This is a genomic window from uncultured Methanobrevibacter sp. (assembly GCF_900314615.1).
Classification (GTDB): Archaea; Methanobacteriota; Methanobacteria; order Methanobacteriales; family Methanobacteriaceae; genus Methanocatella.
The window spans coordinates 17,108-43,594 of the sequence record NZ_OMWA01000011.1 but is presented as its reverse complement, the minus strand read 5'-3'; the positions used below and the strand labels follow the sequence as shown (position 1 = coordinate 43,594).

Annotated in this window: 21 protein-coding genes; 2 read left to right on the top strand and 19 right to left on the bottom strand. The window is 26.9% G+C overall.

Annotated features, from left to right (window positions below; translation table 11 throughout):
- Positions 1 to 8 precede the first annotated feature (8 nt).
- Positions 9 to 719, bottom strand: coding sequence for a hypothetical protein (locus tag QZN33_RS04745; protein WP_296789806.1), 711 nt, complete (start codon positions 717 to 719; stop codon positions 9 to 11).
- A gap of 303 nt (positions 720 to 1,022) precedes the next feature.
- On the opposite strand from QZN33_RS04745, the gene QZN33_RS04740 reads away from it, so the two are divergent.
- Positions 1,023 to 2,042 carry a Fic family protein gene (locus QZN33_RS04740; protein WP_296789805.1) on the top strand — a complete coding sequence of 340 codons (1,020 nt, stop codon included), beginning with the start codon at positions 1,023 to 1,025 and terminating at the stop codon, positions 2,040 to 2,042.
- 359 nt (positions 2,043 to 2,401) lie between these two features.
- Here QZN33_RS04740 and QZN33_RS04735 read toward each other — a convergent pair whose 3' ends face one another.
- The 5 genes from QZN33_RS04735 to QZN33_RS04715 all read right to left on the bottom strand — a co-directional run bounded on the left by QZN33_RS04735 (position 2,402) and on the right by QZN33_RS04715 (position 9,429).
- Complete coding sequence (locus QZN33_RS04735) at positions 2,402 to 2,680, bottom strand: hypothetical protein (RefSeq protein ID WP_296789804.1); 279 nt, start codon at positions 2,678 to 2,680, stop codon at positions 2,402 to 2,404.
- A 974-nt stretch (positions 2,681 to 3,654) separates the two neighbouring features.
- Positions 3,655 to 3,990, bottom strand: coding sequence for a hypothetical protein (locus tag QZN33_RS04730; protein ID WP_296789803.1), 336 nt, complete (start codon positions 3,988 to 3,990; stop codon positions 3,655 to 3,657).
- Positions 3,991 to 4,392: 402 nt separating this feature from the next.
- Positions 4,393 to 5,250 carry a hypothetical protein gene (locus QZN33_RS04725; RefSeq protein ID WP_296789802.1) on the bottom strand — a complete coding sequence of 286 codons (858 nt, stop codon included), beginning with the start codon at positions 5,248 to 5,250 and terminating at the stop codon, positions 4,393 to 4,395.
- A gap of 15 nt (positions 5,251 to 5,265) precedes the next feature.
- Complete coding sequence (locus QZN33_RS04720; protein WP_296789801.1) at positions 5,266 to 7,140, bottom strand: AAA family ATPase; 1,875 nt, start codon at positions 7,138 to 7,140, stop codon at positions 5,266 to 5,268.
- 120 nt (positions 7,141 to 7,260) lie between these two features.
- A complete protein-coding gene (locus tag QZN33_RS04715) occupies positions 7,261 to 9,429 on the bottom strand; it encodes a P-loop NTPase fold protein (protein WP_296789800.1) in 2,169 nt (722 codons plus the stop codon).
- A 285-nt stretch (positions 9,430 to 9,714) separates the two neighbouring features.
- Here QZN33_RS04715 and QZN33_RS04710 point away from each other — a divergent pair, with 285 nt between their 5' ends.
- On the top strand, positions 9,715 to 10,674 hold the full coding sequence (locus tag QZN33_RS04710; RefSeq protein WP_296789799.1) for a transposase: 960 nt from the start codon (positions 9,715 to 9,717) through the stop codon (positions 10,672 to 10,674).
- A gap of 155 nt (positions 10,675 to 10,829) precedes the next feature.
- Here the strand turns inward: QZN33_RS04710 and QZN33_RS04705 are convergent, their stop codons facing one another.
- The 13 genes from QZN33_RS04705 to QZN33_RS04650 all read right to left on the bottom strand — a co-directional run bounded on the left by QZN33_RS04705 (position 10,830) and on the right by QZN33_RS04650 (position 26,357).
- Positions 10,830 to 12,209 (bottom strand): DUF6056 family protein, encoded by a 1,380-nt coding sequence (locus tag QZN33_RS04705; protein WP_296789798.1) that lies wholly within the window; start codon positions 12,207 to 12,209, stop codon positions 10,830 to 10,832.
- A gap of 186 nt (positions 12,210 to 12,395) precedes the next feature.
- On the bottom strand, positions 12,396 to 12,554 hold the full coding sequence (locus tag QZN33_RS11745; protein WP_369333251.1) for a methionine adenosyltransferase domain-containing protein: 159 nt from the start codon (positions 12,552 to 12,554) through the stop codon (positions 12,396 to 12,398).
- A gap of 203 nt (positions 12,555 to 12,757) precedes the next feature.
- A complete protein-coding gene (galU, locus tag QZN33_RS04700) occupies positions 12,758 to 13,600 on the bottom strand; it encodes a UTP--glucose-1-phosphate uridylyltransferase GalU (protein WP_296789797.1) in 843 nt (280 codons plus the stop codon).
- Between the two features lie 21 nt (positions 13,601 to 13,621).
- Complete coding sequence (locus tag QZN33_RS04695; RefSeq protein WP_296789796.1) at positions 13,622 to 14,419, bottom strand: hypothetical protein; 798 nt, start codon at positions 14,417 to 14,419, stop codon at positions 13,622 to 13,624.
- Between the two features lie 232 nt (positions 14,420 to 14,651).
- Positions 14,652 to 16,142 carry a hypothetical protein gene (locus QZN33_RS04690; RefSeq protein ID WP_296789795.1) on the bottom strand — a complete coding sequence of 497 codons (1,491 nt, stop codon included), beginning with the start codon at positions 16,140 to 16,142 and terminating at the stop codon, positions 14,652 to 14,654.
- 53 nt (positions 16,143 to 16,195) lie between these two features.
- On the bottom strand, positions 16,196 to 17,662 hold the full coding sequence (locus QZN33_RS04685; RefSeq protein ID WP_296789794.1) for an LA2681 family HEPN domain-containing protein: 1,467 nt from the start codon (positions 17,660 to 17,662) through the stop codon (positions 16,196 to 16,198).
- A 52-nt stretch (positions 17,663 to 17,714) separates the two neighbouring features.
- Positions 17,715 to 19,721: a P-loop NTPase fold protein gene (locus QZN33_RS04680; RefSeq protein ID WP_296789793.1), complete on the bottom strand. Its 2,007-nt coding sequence runs from the start codon at positions 19,719 to 19,721 to the stop codon at positions 17,715 to 17,717.
- A 393-nt stretch (positions 19,722 to 20,114) separates the two neighbouring features.
- Complete coding sequence (locus QZN33_RS04675) at positions 20,115 to 20,267, bottom strand: hypothetical protein (protein WP_296789792.1); 153 nt, start codon at positions 20,265 to 20,267, stop codon at positions 20,115 to 20,117.
- Positions 20,268 to 20,272: 5 nt separating this feature from the next.
- Positions 20,273 to 20,485, bottom strand: coding sequence for a hypothetical protein (locus QZN33_RS04670; RefSeq protein ID WP_296789791.1), 213 nt, complete (start codon positions 20,483 to 20,485; stop codon positions 20,273 to 20,275).
- 888 nt (positions 20,486 to 21,373) lie between these two features.
- On the bottom strand, positions 21,374 to 23,386 hold the full coding sequence (locus QZN33_RS04665; RefSeq protein ID WP_296789790.1) for a hypothetical protein: 2,013 nt from the start codon (positions 23,384 to 23,386) through the stop codon (positions 21,374 to 21,376).
- A gap of 19 nt (positions 23,387 to 23,405) precedes the next feature.
- Entirely contained in the window at positions 23,406 to 24,014 is a 609-nt protein-coding gene (locus tag QZN33_RS04660) for a hypothetical protein (RefSeq protein WP_296789789.1), read from the bottom strand.
- Positions 24,015 to 24,234: 220 nt separating this feature from the next.
- Positions 24,235 to 25,089, bottom strand: a complete 855-nt coding sequence (locus tag QZN33_RS04655; RefSeq protein WP_296789788.1) for a DUF4238 domain-containing protein — start codon at positions 25,087 to 25,089, stop codon at positions 24,235 to 24,237.
- Complete coding sequence (locus tag QZN33_RS04650; RefSeq protein WP_296789787.1) at positions 25,086 to 26,357, bottom strand: HEPN domain-containing protein; 1,272 nt, start codon at positions 26,355 to 26,357, stop codon at positions 25,086 to 25,088. The genes QZN33_RS04655 and QZN33_RS04650 overlap by 4 nt, the downstream gene beginning before the upstream one ends.
- Positions 26,358 to 26,487: the final 130 nt, after the last annotated feature.

Here is a 26,487-nt window from a genome sequence, read left to right as displayed (position 1 = left end):
ATTACGGTTCAATAGACTGTCAGACGGTCAATGGCCCTGACCAATTCGATAGCAGTGAGAGTCTTGTTGTACTGTGTGTCGCTTTGTGCGGTTTCAAAGAGAATTGTATTGTGATGCTTTTGGGAAACCGGTATTGTAACCCATTCAGGTGAAGTTCCACCTCTGATTGGATACACAGGATAGTTTATGTTACTTCCGATTTCTTTTGCATACTCCCTTTCCACATCGGACTTGTTGTCAAGGACTCCCACATATCTCTGGAGGTCCCAGTAGCTTTCCATCTCATGAACGTCAACTACAACGTAAGGATTATAGTTTTCAATGTCCGGAACGATATAGTCATGTGCCAGAAGCTCACCCATATGTCTGTTGGTATCATAGTCGCTTGTGTTCATTCCGCTGTCCTTGAAGTTTAGCTGGATAAAGTAAACAATGTATTTTCTATTTAGGGAATTGTCATGGGTGAAATTCAATAATGCCTCATAGGTAGCGTTGTGAATTCCGCTTTCAAGGCTGTGAACTCCCAGTATCACGATAGCAGTATCTGAAGACGAATTGTTTCCGCACACCATCTTGTAGACTGTACCGTTGGAGTTGCTTCCAAGAATTGTTGTATTTTCATTTAAAAACGGGTCCTTATCTTGTGTTAAAGTTATTATTGCTGCAAAAGCAACAAGCAAAATAAGCATTACAAGTAAAATTTTAACAGATCGATTCATTGTATGTAATGTTTATCAAACCTAGCATATAAAAGTTTAAGCTTATTTCATATCGGGCAGTGAAATTTTAGGTGTTTTGCAATCCTGAAAATTGCATATGCAATTGCCGAGTTTAACTGTGAATTCAAAACACTAATCATCAACCTTAATCATCAACCAACACCAATTTTTTATTTTGAATTAAAATGCTTAAAATTAAAAAACAAGCAGTTTAAAGAATTTAAAAAAATTAATCATCAACCAAAAAATAACTTAATCATCAACCATATACATAGTAACAATTAAGAAAAATAAGCTGATATTATGTATGAACCAAAATTTACCTTTACAAACAAAATCGTTAATTATATTGCAAAAATCGCTTCAGCTAAAGAAGTCATTAGCCATACAAAAATAATCCCATCATACGATACTCAATTAAAACAGGACGCCCTCATTAAGTCTTCACACTATTCAACATCAATTGAAGGAAATCCATTAAATTTAGATGAAGTAAAAACATTAATTAATAACAATCAAAAACCAACTACAAAAGCAGAACAGGAAGTATTGAATTATTTCAATGTATTGAATCATTTAAATGACTATTCCGATGAAATCATTACAAAAGACACAATTTTGTCTGTGCATAAGGATTTGACAAAAGACTTGTTAAGAGATTGCAAATATGAAGGCAAATTCAGAGATACTCCAGTAGTCATTGGCAATCCCCATACCGGAGAGGTAAATTATGTGCCCCCGGACTCATACAAAGTACCCTACCTAATTGACGAATTATTGGACTGGCTGAACAATTCAACAGCTGAACTGTATCCCGTCATCATCGCAGGAATTCTCCATTATGAATTAGTGCGCATCCACCCGTTCATTGATGGGAACGGCCGTACCAGCAGACTAATGGCAACATTAATCTTATCCATCCACAGATTTAACATCAATAACTATTTCACTTTAGATGAATATTACAATCAGGACAGACAGGCATACACTGCTGCGCTGAACAGTGCAGACAAAAACAACGATTTAACAAACTGGTTAGAATATTTTTGTCAGGGAGTATTATATTCAATTGATCAAGTCAAATCAGAAGTATTAAATCTGTCCAAAATCACATCAAGATATGACAGAACCATCGAATTGACTCCAAATGAAATTTCAGTATTAAACCTTCTTGAAGAAAAAGAAATTATTCAGAACAAAGATATCCAAAAGATGTTGAATATCTCTCCGCAGGCCAGTTATAAGATTATTCAAAAATTAAAAAATAAAAAGTTAATAAAAAGTACTGGAAGAGGCAGAACTACAAAATATACATTAGCATGAATTTTTCAAAACACTAATCATCAACCTTAATCATCAACCAACACCAATTTTTTATTTTGAATTAAAATGCTTATAATTAAAAAACAAGCAGTTTAAGGAATTTAAAAAAATTAATCATCAACCAAAAAATAGCTTAATCATCAACCACATTCACTTCATTAATGCAGATGGAGATAATTTCCTCTTTTAGATTATGTATGAAAAAAATTAACCTGAGGGTTGGAAATGTTACAACCTTAAATCAAATAATCGTATTTTTTAAACAACATTGGTTCAAAGATTGTTTTATCTTCTGATTTTAATTTTTGAAGTGACCGGACAACATTATTTGATTTGATCTTTTCAATCATGATGCAATATTAAGAGATATCTGCAAATCTCAAGTTATCCCATTTCAATCCTTTTGATCCCCTCTTTTTAATTTCAACACAGTTGTATGGCAATTCACTTTTTATTAATCCAATTATGTCATCTTCAGTGACTTTCTTTTCAATTTTCAATAGTATCCCCCCCCATTCTGTGTTTGTCCATGAAATTTCATCACCTGCAACAATACCATAATGTTTACTAAAATATAGGGGAACTTCAATCTGGTTTGAAGAACTTACTTTGGTTATTGTATATATTATATACCTCATTACCACATAAGATTTTCCACAAGTATTTTCATTATTCCCCTTTTTTTAGATTATAATATTGAAATAACTATCAAGCAGATGCCAATGAATATGCTGAGCCCATCTCGGTTCTTGTATCCCATATATATTATAGCTAGACTCAATATAATTTGGATAATTATTAACAGTATTTTGAACATGACCCTACCTTTTTAAAAGAGATTATAGGAAGTATTATATACTATTGGATTAGAAAAATATGAGTAAGTATTATGGGGAATTAACCCCATAATAGGCATTTCAGCAGTTGAATTAATGCTGTCACAAACATTAGGACTGCTGCAATGCATCTCAATTTTTCATCACCCATAGCATTATCACCTCCTATGAACCATACTCAGTTTTCAAACCATTCATACTTTTTAAACATTTTTAAGTTTTCATAACTTTTGTTTATTAGTATTATGATTGATTAAGCCATTATTTTTAAAATAAATAATCCCAGCACATTTATAGTACATATCCCCATCACAGGTTCATCAACAACAGTTATAAGGTTTATTCGCTTAATCGATACACCCCATTGAACATAGCGAGTTTATAACTATTAAAACTCAATATTATGAATAACACATTAGAAAAACTTATTCTTTGATTTAAGAACAATATTACTTAGTGAAAACAATTTTACGAACTCAGAACAATTTTCATGAAATTTTATATATAAAAGAAACGTATATTACAGACAATAATATGCAAAAGATACGCTTTTGATGATGATTTTTCATGAAAAATTGCAGAAAAAAACACTGGTGATGGTGTTGAAGATTTTTTGGCTAATTTCGCCTAACCAAAATATAGATTCCGTTGATTAAAACAATCAGCCCTACAACTGCAGTGAAAAAATTTAAAGGGCTTTGCTGAAAGCTTGCAACAACAAAAAAACATATGCCGAAAAAGATCTCCAAAATTGCTCTGATATTCATAGGACATCATTAATTATTTGATTCGAGATCTGCTGTGAGTTGTTCAAGGATTGCTTTTACATTCTTTTTGTTTCTGTTCCACAAATCTATAATCTGGCCGGGAGATGCAGATTTTAAAAAGAATTTTACGGTTGATTTATCATCAGACAGCGGAACTACAGTTATCTTGGTTTTATAGCCTGGAGTCATACAGTCAATCACCATATCAGCATCATTGATTTCAACTATTCTGGGATAAGCCCTTACGATTTTAGTTTTGGGCAGAGATTCTTTTAAACATTCAAAGACAGTCTTTGAAGAGTAATTTAATTGATATTCTTCATTTAATTTAGATTTACAAACCACTTTAATCACCTTTTATTGGGTGGTTAAAGGTATGGATGTCAGTTTATATAAATCGGCTAAAGCCATTGCTTTAGTAGAGATGATTTTTAACATTGAAATTATTGAGATGTGAAGTATTCTGATTGTAGTCTACGAGATTCATACAAAAATTCCTTGTTTGAAGAAAGTCGGCCAATGTATTAAAATTTTAATATTTTTTATTCATGTTAATATTGGGCTTTGTTAGTCTGGTTATATAGTCATTAAAGCAGAAACAATAAGATTCATTAAAATTAATGATAAAACGAAGTTTATTTTCTGTAAATGAACAAAACATTAACTTTGTTTGATGGTGGAAGTATCGTAGATTACAATCAGTAACCTACCACTTTTTTAAAATTGCAACCATTATTTTATACTTTGTTAAAACTTAAAATCCCTTAGAATTAATTCTTCAGTAGTATGAAATTTTAAGTCATTATAAATATCTACATAAAAATTATAAAAATCTTCAACAGTAATTTTCTTAAAACCATAGTAATATCTAAAAACAGATTCTTGCAGTTCATAATCTTTTTCAGCGTTAAATTCATTGATACAACTTTGATAAGAAATATAATTTTGAATTACCTTAGTAGGCGGGTTTTTAGAAGTGATAATAGAAAAATATTTATGATAATCATCGACAAACCCGTATTTTTTCAATAATTCATTGAAATTTGAGTAATCATAGATTCTAGTTAATATAGATTCATCATTAAAATTTATAAATCCGGATTCAATATTTGTTTTCAAAGAATCCGGCAATTCGAATAACAGTTCCTCATTAGAAATTATATTTACATATTGCAATACTAAAAAAGCTCTAGGCGATAAATATTTATCCTTTTCAGGATTATCTGAATTATATAAATTAACTAACTGATTATAAACACCAAATGTAGATTCTAAATACTTAATTAATTTATCAACACCCCTTTTTGTCCCATCAAACCTTAATTGTATGAATAAATCCTTTTTATTCTCTTCGATTAATTCATTGGTTTGATTTAAAGAATCCCTTGCATATTTGGTGGTTATAGATATGCTAATGATAGAAACTAAAACTACAATCAAACTTGAATAGATACTTACCGTGTCTAGTTTTGATTGAATAGTCAATGTTTCATTATGATAAATTTCGATGAACAAAAAACCAGCATTCATCGAAAAATAAATTATCAGAATAACACATAAAACTATTACAATATAAATTAAATTGAAATATTCTTTAAATTCCATTTAATCACCTCTGAATCAATAGTTTTTTGGATTATTCTTTTTAATAAATTTGTAAATTTCTATTGCAACATTTTTAGCTTCTCCAGTCAAATCATCAAAACTTTTCGTATAATTCGATTCATATCTGCTAAGTTTATCTTTTAGTTTAGATCTATTTTCGGGAAACTTATCTGGTTTATTGCCTTTTAAAACCGTCTTGACAATGAAATCATAGAAATCATTGGTAGCATAATACTCATTTTCATCGAAATTCTTATTCATATTTCTATCTGGAATATTATAAACCCTCTGAAGAATATTAATCACAGCATCCTTATTGATTAAATTTTCAACTTCTTTGACATTCAAAATATAATAATTTTGATAACCAATATCTGAAAATAAATTTTCTTTCTTAATTGTTTCATCTTTTGAATCATTATCTAAAATTAAAAATATTCTTTCCTTTTCTATATCTTTAAATTCTTTTACATTTTCAATTGCTTCTGACCCTCCACCTCTAAAAAATGAAAAATGTATGCCCTCCACAAAACGTTCAAAGTTAGGTTTTTTATTTTCAAGGTGTTGCTGAAATAACTCAAAATATAAACTATAATGTTCCTTATCTGTTGAGCCCTCAACTAAAATAGTGGAATTATGGGATAAAATAGATGATGGAAGCGCACCTAATCGTTTTAAAGTAGGTAAATGGTCAAAACCCACTTTTTCAATAGTAAACTCGACAGAAGAACCTTCGGCATAATTTATTTTTTTATCAAATGAATAAATAGAGATATTCTGGTCTTCAAATAACCTGTCAATAAAATGGTTTGAGTGTGTCGTGATGAAAAACTGATAATCTTCAAATAATGGCCCCAATAAAGTATTTAACAGGATCCTCTGCAACATTGGATGAAGATTAACTTCCGGCTCTTCAATGAATACTAAAACAGTAGTATTTTCTTCTTTAGATTTTTCCAAATATAAAAATAACGGCAAAGTTATTAAAATTATCGATTGAATGCCCTCCCCCAAATCATAAATTCTATGTTCTTCCTCACCAATTTTAACTGTTAAAACATCATCATTTACTTTTGGAATTAACACTACATTTTCATTTTCAAAAAACGTTTCGGACAAATAGGATTCATATTTGCGAATCATTTCCCTTTGCTCAAAATCTCCCAGTAAATAATTTTTCACATATTCATAAAACTGCAAACCACTTATAATTGCGTTTCTAGTTTTAACATCTCCACTTAATAAGAAATCATTTACATTAACTAAAATATCTGATTTTTCGCCAAAATAATCTCGTTTAATCCTTTCAGCATAAAAATCATTATAGAAATCATCATTTTGAATGAAATCTTTGGGAATTAATGGAATTAAACCTCTTAAGGAAGGAATATAAATTTTATAAAAATTATAGTTAAATAAATTATCATCAAAGTTAATTTTTCCAAAGTATTCTTTGAGAATTTCCTTACAATAATACAATTGAGAGCCATGCCCCACTCCATGCCTATTCGCATTTTTGCTAATTTGAATTAACGATGAACAAGGAGTTTCTGATTCAGTAAAATATCCTATTTCGCCCAAGTTAGTATTGACAATTGAATACGCTTGATGTTCAGTATTATAAAAACGCTTTTCACCAGGATTTTTGATAAAATCCTTGAAAATCTTAGATTGATTCATAAAATAATCATAGCATTTATCATTAGGTAAAAAATTCAATTTGGCATTTTTATCAATATAAAATAAAGATCTCATGAACCTGCTTTTTCCAGAATTATTTGCACCTACAAATACGTTTACTCTTGATAAGTCATTCAATCTGTCTTCAAATTCAGACTCTATTATTGTATACAACTCATTTTGTATTTTCAAATGCTTAATATTAAACATTGTAATCCTCTTTAAAAATTTATATAATCAGATTAACTAATAAAAGTTCTTCTTTGATAAAATCTTAAATCTTGCTCTGTCACATAGTTAAAAATATTATTTTAGCCAATCGATTCACAGTTATTGCTTACCAATTCTTTTAAGACGGTCATTTAACTCATATAAATCAAAATAATTTTCCAAAGATTTGAAATTGAGTTTGAACTCCACATCACTTGGAGAATTTCTATGCATAGTAGTTGTTGCAACACTTTTAAAACCATTTAAAAATTTTAATAAATTCTCATCATCAGCAGTATATTCCCCAACACGTTTAATCACATAACCTTCTTTATCCCATGATTTCCAACTGTATAAAATTCCTTCTAGATTAGGATTTTCCCATAATCTGCCATCTTCATCCCATTCCCTAATTTTATTTTTCATGATTTCTTCAAGAACCTCCAAATGTTCTTCTGAAATAAGAACATCTGGACTTGGTTTATCATTTTTATAGTCGAACTTATTATAATCAAAATCAAAACCGGCTAATAAATCCACTGCAACATATAAACTCATCTTAGAATTTGAAATTGCATTTTTCAACACTTCAAATCTTTCATCTTTAGTATCATATTTTTTCAATAAATCATGAAGAATTCTGGATAAATAAATTCTTTTATCAAAAAACATATTATATGGTATTTCAAGTAAATCCCCAATATCAATCAATGATGAAATGAAATACTGGGCATTTTCTTTGGGAATGTCTTCCATACGATTAATCATCAAATCAAATAAATCTTTTGTTTTATGATTATTATTAAATTCCAAAATAGTATCCGAAATACTATTGGAATCTGACGCACTTAATAAATTTTGTATTGAAACAATACTTATTTCATCTGTTTCCAATGTCAAAGTGAAATATTTCTCAAAAAATTTTTTTGAACAAATTCTGCGTTCATATTTCCATGAATCATCCCATTCAGAACCATACTCAATATTCCTATAATAACTTTCAATTTTAGGAAATAATTTAAATAAAATATCTCTAACAATATTTTTAGATAAATTATTACTCTTAAGTTTAATAATATCCTCAATGTAACCTTTATTCTCTTCTTTTTCCAATTTAGTTAAATTTACATAATTTACAATGAATAAATCCTTATTATTTTTTATTTCATGATAAATATTTGGTTCGAATAATTGGATTGCAAGAATTAGTATAAAATCTTTCCTATTAACTTCATCTTTAAAAACTGAAAAATTAAAATTTAAAATATTAATAAATCTGTATAAATCTCTTGGACTTTTAAAAAACATTTTAAGATAAGAATAAATATCTAAAAATTCTTTTTGAATTGATTGTGGCAATTCCCTATTATTTTCCACATTTTCATCATTACTTTCATCAATGACAAAATTTTTATAAAAATCCTCTAATCTATCAGAAATCAATCCATTTAAATGAGATTCACTGAATTTAGGAACAGTGAGATAAACTTGAATAATTTTTTCCAAAAAAAGTTTTTGAAATTTTTCAGGAACATTCGACAAGGATTCCGATACTATTTCATCATCAAAAGCTAACAAATAAATAAAATCATCAAAATCTGCTAAAGATTTAACTAAAATTAATGTTTGTTCAATTTCGAATTTAGTCATCCTATCAAGATCATCGATGATAATTAGAAATTTATAATCTAAACTTTTAAAATATTCATTACATTTAGTTTTAAGATAAGAAATAGAATTATACTCTTTTTTAGAATCAGTGAAATTATATGTATAACCAAGGCCAGGAGCATTTAAATTGATTGCCGAATTAGATTTTACTTGATTGTAATATTTATTTATAATATCTGAATGTTGTAACTCCCGTAACGTTAAAACAATTTCTTTACCATATTGCATTATTGACTTATTTCCTTTTTCAATTCGTGACGCATAATCCCATTGTGTTTTTAGTTGAAACCATTTCTTTTGAACCCAAAATTTATCTCCAAATTCTCTTTTTTCAATTTCAGTTACAATTAAATTAAAAAATTGCTGATATAAATTATCCTGTGTTGAAAAATACCATGGATTAAAATTTATAATAATTAAATTTTCTGATTGAATACTATCTACTGCCATATTAATTATTGAACTTTTTCCAGACCCCCATTTCCCAATTAACCCAATTATTAAACAGTCTTCCCCATCATAATGTAAAATAGATTCTGCGAGAATTTCCGCAAATAAAGATCTGTTTAATTTATCATCATCCTTATTGAGAATAGGCCGTTCACTATAAAAATTCATTTTATCAACATAGATTTTACAGAATTTCCGAATTAAAAATTTTCACTAGTTTTTAGATATAAAAATAATTTGTTTTATGCATTTAAATAAATTTGGGCTTTGTAGAAATCCTATTTGATTTTTTCAATAAATTTTTTAAAATCTATTTTTATTCTTATTTTTGATTTAAATTTGATAAAATAATCGTATTATTGAGTAATAAGGTTTACACTTGAAATTTCACATCGATTAGAAAAAATAAGCAATATATAATTATATATACTAAAATGGAGAATAAATATTAATATGAAACCCGAAAATACTCATTCTCCAGTTAATAGTTTGTTTTCAAAGCAATTAAATCTTTCGGATTTTGGTTTTGAAAAACCAGCACTCAAAAAAATTAAAGAAATAAACAATGACATTAGACCAAATAAACTGTTAAAATTCATTAAATATGCATTTAAATACTCAAAAATCGTGTTAAATAAATATTCAAGCAATTTTTCAAAGCATGACTTCACACAACCTGCATTATTCACACTTTTGGCAGTTAAAATCTACACCAGGAGCACATACAGACAAATAATTGATTTATTGGAGTTATCTGATAAAATACAACAATATTTGCACTTAAAAAAGGTCCCACATTACACAACACTCCAGAAATTCTTCCAAAGACTACCAACAGCAATATTGAAAGAATTAAACAAACAAATATTAATGAATCACCAAATAAATGGCGATATAATTGCTTTAGATGGAAGCGGATTCACCAATGACTACGCAGACAAATATTACGCAATAATAAGACGAAAAGAAAGAAAAAGCTACGTAAAAAACCATATTTCAATCGACGTAGACTCAAGATTAATTCTTCATTTTGCAGCCCAAAGAGGCCCAAGATTCGACACACGATTCGCAATAGCAGCAATAAGAAACATAAAAAAATATAATCCAAAATACATCCTAGCAGACAGAGCATACGACACAGAACCCATCAGAAAATGCATAAACGAAGAAGCAAAAGCACAAGATCAAATACTACTAAAAACACGAGCAAAAACAGGACATTATCGACTAGAAAGTAAAAATACATTCAACAAAGACATATATTCAAGAAGAAATAATGTAGAATCAATATTTAGTGTAATAAAAAGAATATTCAACGGAACAAACAGAAGCAGAAGCCTACAATTATCAAACAAAGAAACAAAACTCAAAAACACAATTTACAACATCTATAGATCCGCTCAAATTCAATAAAAATGAAGATTTCTACAAAGCCTAAAAATTAAAAAAATTCTATAGACCAATCATGGTTTCATGAGAGTTTGGTCTAATGAATAAAATATAACCAAAAAAAAACAGAATTATTGACAACCCTAAAAAAATAAAAAAATAGAGAATAAATCTCTATCTTACACATTTTTCGACGTCTCGTTTATTTTTGTGAAATACAAAAAGACATCCTGGTTAATAACTTCATATGATGAGTTTATTTTAGGTTCCTTCCAGCTGATAAGATAAATGTTTTTATCCGGATGATCCGTTATAAAATCATCGATTTTACTTGCATTCACATTTTTAAAATCAAAGGTTTGATGAATCCGCTCCATATCAAGACCAAAGACATCCGAAACGTTTAAAATATATAAATCTACACTATCTGAATATGATAAAAAGTACGTTGAGTCATTGGTTGTGGAAATGATTAAAACAGAATTATTGTCACTGGTAATATTGTTGAAATAGTTTTCCTGAATTATTGCTTTTTGATAATTTTCATCATACGTGTTTACCGTATTTGCAACACCTGAAATTAAAAGTATTGCCACCAATGCAAGTGAAAGATAAAACATTTTTTTATTTTCAAGTTTGCTTAAAATTATGGCAATTGTTAACCACAATACCGATGAAGCGGCCATAAGATATCTTCCGTCCAAAATAGGCTTAAATAAAAATGATATTGCAACACCCAGAGTGATTGTTCCAAGATAAACGGCAATACCGCTTAAAATCAGATTCTGATCTGATTTTTCAAAAGATGACTTTTCTTTTATATACATGAATATTATTGCCGCTAAAATCACCAGTGAAAGTATTGCAATGAGTACATTTTCGTTATATCCGTAATATCCGTAAAACAAAAGTGCACTTTCCCAGGTAATTTCCGGAATCCAGTAACCGTTGTGAACATGGGCCATCTGACTTAAAAGATGAGGCACCCACGGCAGATATGATACAACAATCACGGCAACTGAAATCAGCCAGTATTTAATATGCTCCTTATTGTTTTTTATAAGATAAACCAGCAATACCAGATAAATGCATGCCGCAGTCATTGCTGCAAAATAATGAGTATATGCCGCCACAATTGTAAAGACTGCCATTATAATCCATGATTTTATATCCGATTTGTCATTTATAGTATTTCTGAAAGCCAAAAATATAATCAGAACAAATAAAACTACCCAGCAGTACATTCTTCCAATCAGAACGTATTTGGAAAATTCATTCATTATCGCAATTGCAAAAGGAAACAATCCTGCAGTGAACAATCCGTAATCTTTTCTTATTTTAGTTACAGAAATTCCTAAAATCAGCACGTAAGCTGCAATTGACAATAATTTTAAGCTGTATAATAAATCAACGCCCAGAACTGCGCTGAGTTCAGCCACCGCTTTTCCCATCAGATAATATAAAGGCGGGTGAACATCACCAGCAGTTACAGTAATGATATCTGAAACGGGAAGAAGCAGAATAGTTCTTGTAAAATATTCATCAATTTGACAAACCAAATGATTAAGAGGAGTTACTAATAAATAAACTAAAAATAGAACAGACAATACAAGAAAAAATATTCCCAATAAATCTTTATTATTTTTGTAAAGCATGTTTAGATTTTTTATTTTTAAGATTAATATTTATTTCTAAATTGAACTTTTATGTATTTGAAACGGAGGGATTTGGAAACGTCGATGTTTTTAGGACATTTTAGTGAACAAACATCCGAGTTTTCGTTGAAAAGCTATGTTGGCACAGCTACATTCATAAGATAACTGTATTTCACATTTCACGGCAAGTCCACTAGCGGTGATTGTTTTGGCAATGCATTTAACCCAATAACATGGGCTTTTGTGCAGCCTTTAATCCGAACGTTCAAAAGGACATTAGAAATTCCCGCTCAAAAATAAATCCCACATACTTCAAAAACCAGTTAATAATTTAACAACTTTTTAACTCACTTGTAAAAATTATTAAGTACAAAATTAATTTAATATAAGTACAAAATTAAAATAATGAAATGTGAAGAGTACATGTAGATTAACTAAAAACAAAATTGAAATTATATGAAAGTTTTCATATAATCAATCAAATCATCTTTAAACTCATCATCATACATTGCAAAATCAATTGATGATTTAAGCCATTCAAGACGGGTTTCAATGTTGAAGACTTTACCGTCAAATTTGACACCGTAAACTTCATCAAGTTTTGATAAAGCATCAGTCAGCTGAATTTCACCATTAAATCCAGATTCAGTTTGTGAAATCTTATCAAAAATATCTGGTGTTAGAACATATCTTCCGACAATTGCAAGATTTGACGGAGCTTTGCTGATTTCAGGCTTTTCAACCAGATTGTTAATTTTATAAACGTTATCACTGATTTTAGGCCCATCCACAATTCCGTGCCTGTTTAGTCTGTCCTGTGAAACTTCTCGGATTGCAATTGCAGATTTTTCGTATTTGTTGAAAACATCAATCAGCTGTTTTGTTAAAGGAGTTTTAGACCGTGTAATGGAATCTCCCAAAAGAACTGCGAACGGTTCACCTCCAATGTGTCGCTCAGCGCATGAAACTGCATCACCCAGACCTTTAAGGTTTTTCTGTCTGACATAACATATATCTGCCAGATCTGTGATTTTTCTAACCTTTTTAAGGTCACGGTCTTTTCCTGCCTTTTGCAGAGTATATTCAAGTTCGTATGATTTGTCAAAATAATCTTCAATTGACCGTTTATTTCTACCAGTTATGATTAAAATATCATCAATTCCAGAATTTACTGCCTCTTCAACAGCATAATGGATTGTGGGTTTGTAATAAACCGGCAACATTTCCTTTGGTTGTGCTTTGGTGGCAGGCAGTAATCTTGTACCTAAACCTGCCGCTGGGATAACTGCTTTCATAATTAAAACTTCCTATAAATATTATTTTAGACAAAAACGATTTTTGCCCGCAAATAAAAACATTGACACATATTCAACTGCGTCGTCTTGATTAGAACTATTTAAGATACTTTCAATTTCATCAAAATCCAATGTGTTTTCATCAGGAGAATAGCTGAACAAATCTGAATCGGACTCAGACATTTTTTCGATTTCCTCATTATTCCACCCATGAACAGAATGCGGAGTCCAGAAGGTATTTTCATGAATTAATCTTAAAGGCGCACCGGCGTAAGTTGTATTTGAAGGAATCCTTTTGTTTGAAACAACTGAATTGGCACCTATTATAGAACCTGAGCCTATTTTGGATCCTTTAAAAATCATTGCGTTTTGACCAAACCAGACATGATCTCCAACATAAATGCTTTTAGGCCAGTTCATCCTCTTTTTTGACATGTCATTGTAAATCGGATGTCCGTCAGAGGTTCTAAAAACAACATTATATGAAATGAAACATTCATCACCTAAAATGATGTTTTTGGATTCAGATAAAACAAAGCTGGTTCTGCCGTTGAAGAAATTGTTCTTTCCGATAAAACAGACATTGTTGTTGTGAAGTGAAATATTAACTGAATAATCATGGATATTGCTTGAAAGGTATAAAACGGAATTGTCAAGGTTGAAATCAATTCTGGAGTTCCACAGATGAACATCATCTTCACAAACTAAAATGTTATTTTTACCATTGAAATTAATTTGGGAGTTTGTCATTATTGGAACTTCACCTATGAATTCATTTTCATTTAATTCCAGAAGTTGATTTGCATCAGTTATTTGCACGATTATTCACCTAAAAATAAGTATTATAATTATTATTTTGTTTTTGGGATTATATAATTATTATCGTGACCCTTTTTAAACAAAAATTAATCATGTATAACCTATTTTTTATTTTTAATTAAACTACTTTAAATTGAAAAATTAGAAATTTAAGAGTATCCACTATTAACCATCAAGATAAATGTATGTTTGTATCAGAAAAATTCAGACCTCCTAAAATAATTTATAGATTTTACTCACCATTCTTTTTAAGATCATCATAAAACTTTTTAATCTCCGTATAATTCTTTTTAAAAATATTGTTAGGTAAATGGTCTCCAATTTGAATATTCATATAATTAGTCAAATCAAAATAAACTTCAAAACCTAATATTTTTAAAATAATCCTATTTAAAAAAGTTCTATAAACATCAGTTAAATAAATCATTTTCAATCTAGTTTCATCAGACATCTCATGACCATGAGCAGAAATATTTCTATATCCCCTTGCCTTTTTTTCAGCGTTACCTTGAGATATTCCTACTTCATCCAAAAATTTTTTAACCTTTTGATAACCAGTAATTTTATAACCCTCATGAATATTTTTAAAAACATCAGGATGATTTACTAATTTTTCATTAATAATAGGAAGACACTCTTTTAATAAAATATCAAATTCATCTTTTTTAATTAATTCCCCAACAGAATCCGATTTAGATGAATTAAACCAAATATCTGCTAATTCATCTAAACAACCCCCAATAACAATTATTTCGTGTTCAGTTGGAATTGTAGTGGAAAATGTCATGTATTCTAAAACATATGACAAATCTATTTCATTTTCTGATAAATATGCGTCAATTAATCTGCTTAAATCTTTTTCTAAAGGATTAAACATTGGGAAATTATTAGGTGAAATAGCTGGAACTTCAATTCGTTTACATGCCTCTTTTAAATTAATTCTTGGAGAAAAAGAAGGCAACATTGCGATTTCTTTAATAATTCTGTTTTGATTATCGAAATAAGTTTCACCAACCTTTATCAAATGTTTTCCCAATAAAAAAGAAAGAATTTCCCTATTTTTTTGACGAATTTCTTCTGAAGGGATGTTAAATTGTCTTTGATATTCAATACATAGTTTATTTGACCATTTTGGACCAAATTCACGAATATCCTGTAAAATAAAACTAAATTCATCCAAATCCAATAAAAGATGATCCCCCGCAGACATTTTTGGAGAGATACCTTTTAATTCATTTAACTTATCTTCTTCCCACTCCCTTACTTTAAGAAATTTTTCATCTTTATAATAATTTGTAACTCTAGAAAATATATCCTTATATCTCACACTATTCAAATAGAACTCTTTAATACAATCAACCGTATTTAAATTGTTTTTATATGTTCTTTCAACATGTTTAACTTTAAATTCAGTTACTTCTTTATAACCAGTATCTTTATTAAATGAAATTAACCTATTATGCAATATACAAAAATTAAGTATAATACATTCCTCATCATTTTCAAATAAAAAATGAACCACATTTGCATTTTCTTGTAATTTATCATAGGATTCCCTATTTATATTACCAATAATCTCAAAAATTAAATTATAATCCCCATCCCTTTTTAAATAACAAGATTCGAAAGACGATATCTCAAGATTGCTTTTTAACACATAATTTGTTGATAAATCCAAATCTTCTTGAAGAAATTCCCATTCAAATTTTGAAAAATATTCCATATAATCACCACATTTATTCAATTTAAGCATTTCATCAGATGCACAAATTTCACTTATATAAAATCCATGTCCAAGTCTTGTTCTTTTTGATTTTCATTAATTTTAACTAATCTCAACAAATAGATTATAGCATTTTTAACAAGGATTGCAACTTCAATAGTTTCATTATGTAATTCTTCAACTGTTTTACTGTTTTCAAAGGGATTTTCAGTAATTCTTAAGTATTTATGAGTTAATAAATTCCTTGTGTCCCTTAAATAAAATTTTTCATTACCTTTCTTTAATTCTAAATAAATATCATATAATGCAGTTAATCCATAGTTATCCATTTTAAGTAATTTTTCATTAATTCCTTGATTATACTTTCCTTTTTTAAACCATACATTTTGAAACCCAATATAATTCTGGTCAACTCCTAAATCCAAATAATCATTCATAAAATAAGCAATTTTATCAAGAATATTGAAAAAATTCTTAAATGCATCTTTCAATAATTGTATTCTAATATTATTTTCTTCACTAAATTGAGTATCAACAATAAAAACATGTTTTGTTATAACATCTAAATCAAAACCATCATATTGAGATAATATTAACAAAAATCTTGCAGAAACATAATCCATTTTAAGCTGGTTTAAATATGACGATAAAACTAAGAATGAATCATTTTCAACACTTTCTGAAATTTCATTAATCATCTTTTCTATAACAATAGCATCCCCAATAGAATTACTACATTTTTGGCAGAAATTACATAAATTTAAATATAAACGATTTTCCCAACAATAATTTACCATAAACCATTCAAAATCATCTTCTACTTCTATTTTAATTTCCTCCTCGGAGTCACTTTCAAGAAATTCTTTTTCAAATAATATTAATATTTCATCAACATACTCTTTTGATTTCACTTTCATTTCTTGTGAAAAATTATCATCTTCCAAAACAATCTTGAAACAATTATATGCATCACGAATAATCAAAGAATGATTGATTGAAAAGAAAGAATATGTATATAATGCATAAGCTTTATTATAAAGTGCATAGGTACTATTATGATATTTTAATACATTATCAAAACAGTCCAAAGACTCGATTGTTCTCCCCAAACCATTATAAACAATACCTAAATGAACACTAGCCTCACGAAATGTTTCAGGACAATTAATTAACAATTCTTGTTTTAGATATAGTTTAGAATTAAAAAGAAGGTCATCTGGATCAGACAAATAGTTAGGTTTAAGCTTATAATATTTCACTAAATTCAATGTTCCCAGATAATAGTTAACAAAATCAAAATCTTGTTCTTTGATTTCTTCAAAAATTTTAATAGCCTCGTTAATTTGATCCAAATCCTCATTTCTAATACCTAAATCAAAAAGTAAACTTGCAGTTAAATATTTTAATTTTGGAGTTTCTTGTTGAGATTTTAATGAATTTAAGATATCTTCTTCAGAGTCAAATTTTTCTAAATCAATGAATTTATTAATTTGATTAAGTAACTCTTTATTAATTTTCATGAGTTTCACATTTATTTTATTTAATTCTAATCAATAAGTACTGAATACCTAATCAATCATCCGGAAAATTATTAACGAATAAATTTACTGTATTCATTTGTTCTGTATTAAATTCCCCTTCAAGATTCTTTAATTCATCAAAACGCCTTTTAACAGAATCCAATTCAACAACAGTTCCAATATACTCGTACCTCATCACGTCCTCATCTTTAAAGAAATCATGTTCCACATATTCAGAAATAAGCATTATTAAATTTTCATCATTTAAATCATTAATATACTTGTTGGTAACTTCAAATCCTGAAAAATTCTTCCAAAATGCAATATTTGACCTAATTTGCTCAATTTCAGAAAAATCTGTTTTCTCAAAATAATCTGATAAATAACTAGAAATAATTTTTTTAAGTTTAGACGATATCTCTTCTGATAACAAAACAACATTAGTTATTTCCCAAATCAAGTAAGTTTTAAAATAGTTATTTTCAGATTCGTCAATCGATTCAAAAATAGCGTTATCATCTAATTCTTTGTCTTTTATTAAATAATATATTAAATTAATGGCATTAGAAATCTTTGTATTTTGGGAATTAAATGATTCATCTACAAATAATTCATTATAATTATCATTAAATGATTTTATTAGATTTTTCACCCCAACATTCTCAAAACTATCAACATGATAACCTAATTGATCAATTAATGAATTTAACAAATTCATCTCCTTAATTATCAATAAACTTGTTTTTAGCTCTTTAATATTATCATTATTAGCAGCACAAATTAAAGAATCAATTCGTGATTTAGATAAACTGTTAGTATTGTCAAATGTGAAATATAAATCAAAATATTCTTTTTGCATTATTCCGCAATGCTTCTTTTTTAAATCAATTATAGATTTAGGGGTTTGAGAAGATTCATTAATTATATAATTAACTTTAGGGAAAAGGTCAGATAAAATTTGTTCAACTGCATTTTTATATTTCAAATCATTATCAAACAATACATTTAAATAATTTTTTAAATTACCTCCCAAAATATCAATTAAATCAATTTTTTCATCAAAAATTTCTAAATCACCAGTTAGTAAATTTTTATTGTTTTTAATGCTATCATAAATGTCCTTTTCAAAAATCTGTAATGCAGTAACTAATGCAAAATCGTGAATCCATATTTCAGTATCTACTGAATATAAATAAAAATCCAGTGCATTGCAAAATCTATTAATGTCACGAATATTTTTAAGAAAAGGAGATAAGTCTAGATATAATTTATCAATATTAAGATCTTCAATATCCGGATTATGATTATTTAAAACTTTCTTAAACTTGTATTTGAATATGTTAATAAAATCTTCAGCACCAAATTTAGGAATCGTTAATGGAACTTGAATAATTTTATCGATGAAATCTTCAGTATGAGAATATTTCTCATCTTCAATATTCCAATCTTTTAAAGCATAATTTACATAATTTTTATCAAAAGCCAAAATATAGATTATATTTGGAAAATCCGCTAAAGATTTAACTAATTGAAATATTTGTTTTACTTCATCCGGATTTAATCTATCAATATCATCAATAATAACAACAGTTTTAAGTTGATTTTTAAAAATATCATTTAATTTATCTTTTATATCATTTAATGTTTTATATTCTGAATCTGGGACAAAATTATTAAGTAAACCTACACCCGGTTGAATAGTATTAACTAGCTCAACACCAGTACCAATAATTTTATATTTATACTTTTGAAATAAAGCAGAAAATTTACTATCAAAATCCAAACAACCAATTAATTCATCAAAAAATGAAGAAAATAACATTTGCTGAGAATAATAATTCCAGGGATTGAATCTTAAAACTTTAGCATAACCTTTAACTTTAGTTTCAACTAAATTTAACAAAGAGGATTTACCAGTGCCCCAACCACCCATCAATCCAATAACAATACTATCTGACCGTTCAGGCAAATTAATTATAGATTCGGCTACCGAATTTGCAAATTTTACCCGATTTAATTTATCCTGATTTCGATACTTAATTGGTGAATCATTATACATAATAATCACTATCAAATTAGTTGATTTCTCTAATATAAAAATATGTTTTATTAATATAACTAAAATATTTTTTGAACCAATAATGCTCCTAATAAACAATACTGACAATATCAAACATAAATACAATTATTATAAACTGAAAAAAAATACTTATAATATATCCACAGCTGTTATTCCTACCCATTTATCCATTTATTATATCATTATTAGTTAAGCAGTTATTCTTAACAAAGTGATAGCTTCCCATTTTGAAATAGTTATTCACCAATATTTATAAACCCCTATAATTTGTACGAATTTATATTATTACTGTACATCGAGGATTCCATTGATGTTCCTTATGAAAGTCTCATGAGCTTTAGAAAATCATTTTAGTTTCCTTAAAATCCCATTTCATAAAAACATTCCAATAATATTATTGATAGTCAGAATTTTAACTTCACGAATAGCCTCATATTTCAATAATTCAAAGAAATCCCAGATACATGATAATCCAGTATTAACATCTAAAAAGTTACCATACTCACAATTTTCATCGATATACATATATTTTATGAAAACAATGATTTCCACAAGTCATAATCATTTTCAGGGACTGCCAAATATAAAAGTTTTTTAGGACGTGACAGAGCAACATAAACAATCCTTAACTCTTCATTATTAATTAAAGTTAAATCATCATGAAGTACAGTCCGATATAGTGTTTCATCTTGGGTTTGATTTTTTAAAATAAGTAATGTTGCTTCTAAAGAACAATCTTTCACACGGTGTACTGTTCCAATGTGATAATCTAATTTTTTATCATTATTAAATAATAATTCAAAAGTAATTTGTTTAGTATGATTATACACACCTCACATTATTCACTCTTTTAGCAGTGAAAATCTACATTCGAAGCACATACAGATAGATAATAGATTTATTGAAGTTATCTGATAAAATACAAATATATTTGCACTTAAAAAAGTTTTACACTACACAACACTCCAGAAATTCTTTCAAAGACTTCAAACAGCAGCATTACAAGAATTAAATAACAAATATTAATAAATCATCAAAATGGTGAAATTATTGCTTGGATAGAAGTTAATTAACTAATGACTACGCTGACAAATATTACACAATAATAATGCAAAAAGAAAGAAAAAAGGTACGTAAAAAACCATATCCAATCGACGTAGACTCAAGATTATTCTTCATTTTGCAGCCCAAAGAGGTCTAAGATTTGACACACGCTTTGTAATAGTAGCCATAAGAAACATGAAGAAATATAATCAAAAATACATCCCAGTAGATATAGCATACGTCACAGAACCCCCCCCCTCCCAAAAAATGTATAAACGAAGAAGCAAAAGCATAAGATCAAAATACTATTAAAAACACGAGCAAAAAAAATGAGTATTATCGATTGAAAGCAAAAATACAATCAATCAAGAAATATATTCAAGAAGAAAGAATGGGGAATCAATATTTAGTGTAATAAAAAAATATTTAACATGACAAATAGAAGTAGAAGCCTAAAATTATAAAATAAAGAAACAAACTCAAAAACACGATTAATAACATTTACAGATTAACACAAATTCAATGAAAAAAGAAGATTAAATAAATTATAAAACTTGATTCAGTTTTTAGAAACAAACAGATCTAATTTAAAATATGAATTTTTGTCGTGTGGAATTATCATTAATTAAATTTCTAAATTCTTCATTAATACATTCAAAATAACAATAGAATGAGTCTAAAGTATTATAGTGAATATTCTCATTATTTAACAAATTATCAAAAGAATTGTTATCGTAAGATTCATTTAAAATAATGAATAATTTTGATAAACTAATAAAATATGAATTAGATAAAAATATTTCAGAATCATTATAAAGTTCATTTAACTTATTATAATAGATATGCCAATTTTCTAAATTCTTTTTAAACTCATCAATAGTCTTTTCATAGTAATCACCAATATTATAAAAATCATATTCCCCACATACTAATGAATTAATAAAATTTTTAAAAACAAATTTATTATTAAAACTACCATATTCAAATCTAGTTAGTGATACACGTTTAATTACTCTATTATTCCACTCAATATAACCAGAGTCTAGGAATTTAATATCATTATACTTTTTCAATAAATACTCTACTTTACAAGCTTGAATTTGAGAAATCAATAAACCCTGAGATAAATCTATTATTATTGAATAATTATCCCCGGATTGTGCATTTCTTGTAAAACCTTTCTTTTTTAATTCTATAAGAATTATTGAATCATCACATTCTATTATAAAATCACATTCTCCTGCAATTCCCCCATACTTGTATTCACAATTTCTTTTATAATCAATATTATTTTTTTTAAATAAATATTCTACAAAATCTTCTAATTTATCACCAATTTCATCATAATTATTTAAAAATGAGACAAAAGATTCATAGTAATTTTTAGAATAAATAGAAGGAGGCAATAAAATATAGTGAGAACCATTTTTAATAAATGGCTTTTTAAAATAATCATGTTTAAAATAATCATCTGGTAGCAGATAGTCACTATTAACTTGTGACCAATGAGACATGAAATTTAATACATTTATACATTGAACATTATTAATTTCAGAATGATTCTCAATAGAAAGAATATTGATTGAATTCTGATTAAAATTTTCTTTTAAATATTTTGATAAATATAAAAAATCATCAAAAGAAAAATTTAACTCCACTTTAAATTTTTCATCATAACCCCTAAATAAAGAATCACATAACTTTATTTCCAAATCCAAATTGCTTTGAGGAATATATAAAATAGAATCTTGTAATATTATTTTTTTTAAATAATCAATAATATGCTTATTTTCTACAAACCAATGCTTAAATAAATTTTCAAATATAATATCATAATGTAAATCTACTACAATAACCGATAATATTATTATCTCTTCAATTAATGAAGAACATTTATTAAAATTATTAGAATTAGGATATTTTAATGACAAATTAAATAAAAAATCAAATGGAACATGCAAACTATTTTTTTCTAAATCTTGAATAAATAAAAACCTAGATAATTTAGGGCTAAAAATTAAAATAGAAAATAAATGATTTAGTAAAGTTAAACCTCCAACTCTCTGAATCAAATTTTCTAAATCTAAACAAACTTTTTCCAAAGAATCCTTGAATTTAATATTATTTCTCTCAATTTCAATTGAATAACCTTTATCTAATAAAAATTTTATACAATTTGATCTAATAAATTCCTTAGGATAATTCCTTTTTAATACATCATTTAAATTAATATCATTTGATAAATAAAAATAATTTTTCGATAAAATTACAATTTTTTTCCAACTAGGTGAACTAAATACTGGCAAATATTTATTATTACTTAACTTATTAATTAGAAAAATAATCTTTATATATTCTTCATTTTTTTCATCAAAAATCAGATACTTATATACTAGTTCCATTAATAAATTATTTAAATCATTAATTGTAATCTGACCATCATAATTAGAATTTAATAAATTAATTAATCTATTTCTAATTAAAACTAAAATATAATCAAAAAAATCATCATAGATTTCATTTGAATAATTTAATAAATCTTTTTTAATAGAAATAGTTTTATAAAGTTTATCAACAGATATCTTAAATTCATTTATCATTTACATCCCACATAGCATATTAAGTATTATCTAACTCATGTTTAATTTTTTCATTTATTCTGCTTTCAATTTCAGGAACCATATTTTTTATAACCAAAAATTGATTATCAGTTAAAAGAGTGGAATATTTATTCATTTGAATTTTAAATAAATCACTTTGATTTGTATCATATTTTTTATGCAGTTCCTGAAATAGTGGATCGATTTTTGATATTATATCATCATCTAAATAATAATATAAGGGAGAATTAATAAAATTTTGGGATTTGACATAGACCTGTTTTATTTTACCATATCCAAATACTGGAGATGATCTATATAATGGAATATCATAAACTGAAATTAATTCATTTAGTATATCTTTTAATTTTATTAACGCATGTATCTTATGAGGATAATTAGACATATATATAATCATATCATTGAAAAAATCTTCCTGAACTTTCATCTGATTATCTTTTTGATTCAATTCACTTTGATATCTTTTTTCTGTCTTTTGCTGAGTATAAATAATACCTCCTAAACTAAAACAACCAACAATTACTGCATTTATGATTGTATTAATTATATCTGGATTTACACATGATAAACTAAGGGCAATTATGTTTGAAAATATAGCAATAACCAAGTAATAATAAAACATATATACTTGTATTAAATCAATACTATTAATTATTTATGAATTAATACGATTAAGACCTGAACATTGCTCACCAGATAACCCTGATTTACCAATAACTATTCTAACAGTAACTTCAATTTAAATAAACTGCATCACACAATATCTTAATTGAAGAGATACTCTTCTTAAACGGTAAAGTATTTTAATTACAGTCAAATCATATTATTTAATGACACCTATTAAATAATACTTCAAAATCACAATCTTTTGAAAAAATATTCATATTACAAGAATCAACTTCCAGAAAATTATTATTAATAACATCAACTTCTTCCTTAAATTTAAAGGATGTTGCCTTTAAAATATTAGTTCCAACACTTGAAGTTCTACTCTGGTCCAAATTAGAAAAATAAAAAGGATCCGCCAGACATAGGCATAATTTTGAACTCAGTGGAAAGAAAATAAAACTGCATTTCCTGCATAAACCTTGAGGATTTATAGGATTCCAAATTGCAATAGGATTATCTGATGTCCAAAAATTCAAATTAGTCTTGTTTTTAATTAAAATCCATTTTTTATAATAAAAATATTTGAAAAATTTCAAAGAAAATTTTTCAATATATTCCAAATGCCAATTTTTCACATGTTCATCTGAAGGAAATTCATCAAATAACTTTTGAAATTTTAGAGGAATTTTTATTTCTTGTGAAATTTCCTCTTTTAATTCATAAGAATGATTCTTTATCCATTCTCGTTTATCATTTGTTCTAATAAACTGCAGTGACATGAAATATGATAAATTTGCCCTAATATTTAAATTATTTAAATATTTATATTTCTTATTTTCAACCAAATTGTTAATATATTTACTAGATTCCTTTTCAATTAAAGATAATTGATATTCTAAATTGTTTTTAGAAGATTGATAGAAATATTTCTTTTGTGCGACTTTATCAATAGATGCTTTGTAATATTTTTTAGTTTTAATATTAAAACAATTAATTATATTATCAGAAGACCCATCTTTAAAGTTTCTTAAATAAAACTGAGGAACATAATGCTGTTTTTTAGGATTAGTCATATTACACCATATATTTTATTAAAATATGAAATTTTATCCCTATTTAAATGGTTAATAACTGCAATCTTAAATATTGCTGCTCTTGTATAATTAACCAAAGTATTTAAGTCATCTTTGGAAATATATACAATTCCTGAATGTACTATTTTAGATCTATTAATATATATTTCTTTAAGAAACTCTGAAATAAATTCTTCATATCCTGGATTTGCAATTAATGCAGAAACTTTTGAAGAAATACTTTTAGATTTATCTTCATTACCATAAATAAAAACAGTTTCTAAAGAAATAATAAGATTTAACAATTTTGGATAAGCATTAAAATATTCAAAATTATCTAATTCCGTTGAATATTTATTATCTGCATCCCTATATTTCATCATGCCTTGAGAAACTGCCTCACCAAACCAATAAATAGCAGACAATAAATTATTTTCAAAAGTAAATCGATTATTATTTTTAAATAATGAAGACAAAATTTCTAAATTAAAAGACATCCCTTTTAATAACTCATCATCAATATCGCAACAAAAGTGAAAATCACCGACTTTTCGTGCCCCCCCTCCAAATAATTCATTTGAATTAAGAAAGATATAGTCTCTAAAAACATTTTTAACTGTTTCCCCATCTAAATTAAAATTAGTTAAATGACCAGGTAGTAAAAATTTTAAAATATTTAAAGCCATTTTAATTTTTACTTCTGACTTTTTAATAGCATAATCTTTTGAACCATATACACAGGTTCTGGCATAGACTTCATCATCTCTGAAAAAATCATCAGAAACATACTCATTATCATTTATATATGCTAAATCTGAAATTGATGAATCATAAGGAAATAAAATTACATCAGCAATTTTAATTTCCCTAGATAATTTTAAATTATCTATATGCGAAATGAATTCAAATTCTTTAAATTCATTTTCAATTGTATTGTTAATCTCATTTTCGAAATCTCGAATTAAATTTAAATATAAATTTTTGAAATCATTATTATTTAAGTTAAATCCATTTTTATCGTGAATTTCCTCTAAAATAGATATGACATTAGTGATTATATATTTTTTTGAAAAATTGTTCACAATAACTTCTTCACTCATCATTTCAGAAATAATTTGCTTAATATGCATATCAACATTTTTATCTATATTTAATTTTGATTTATACCTAAAATAAGTTTTTGAATCACATTTGCAATGATGAAGAGCTTTTATAGTATTTTTAAAATTTTTTATTAAAGAATTTGTTTTGAAATTGATTGAATTCAAAATTCAACCCCCCCCCCCCTAAATATTATCTATTAAAATATTGAATTAGTTTAAGATTATATTGCTTAAGTTTTAGACATTCTACATTGATAAAAACAGATATTGATTAAATTAATATAACATCCGTTAT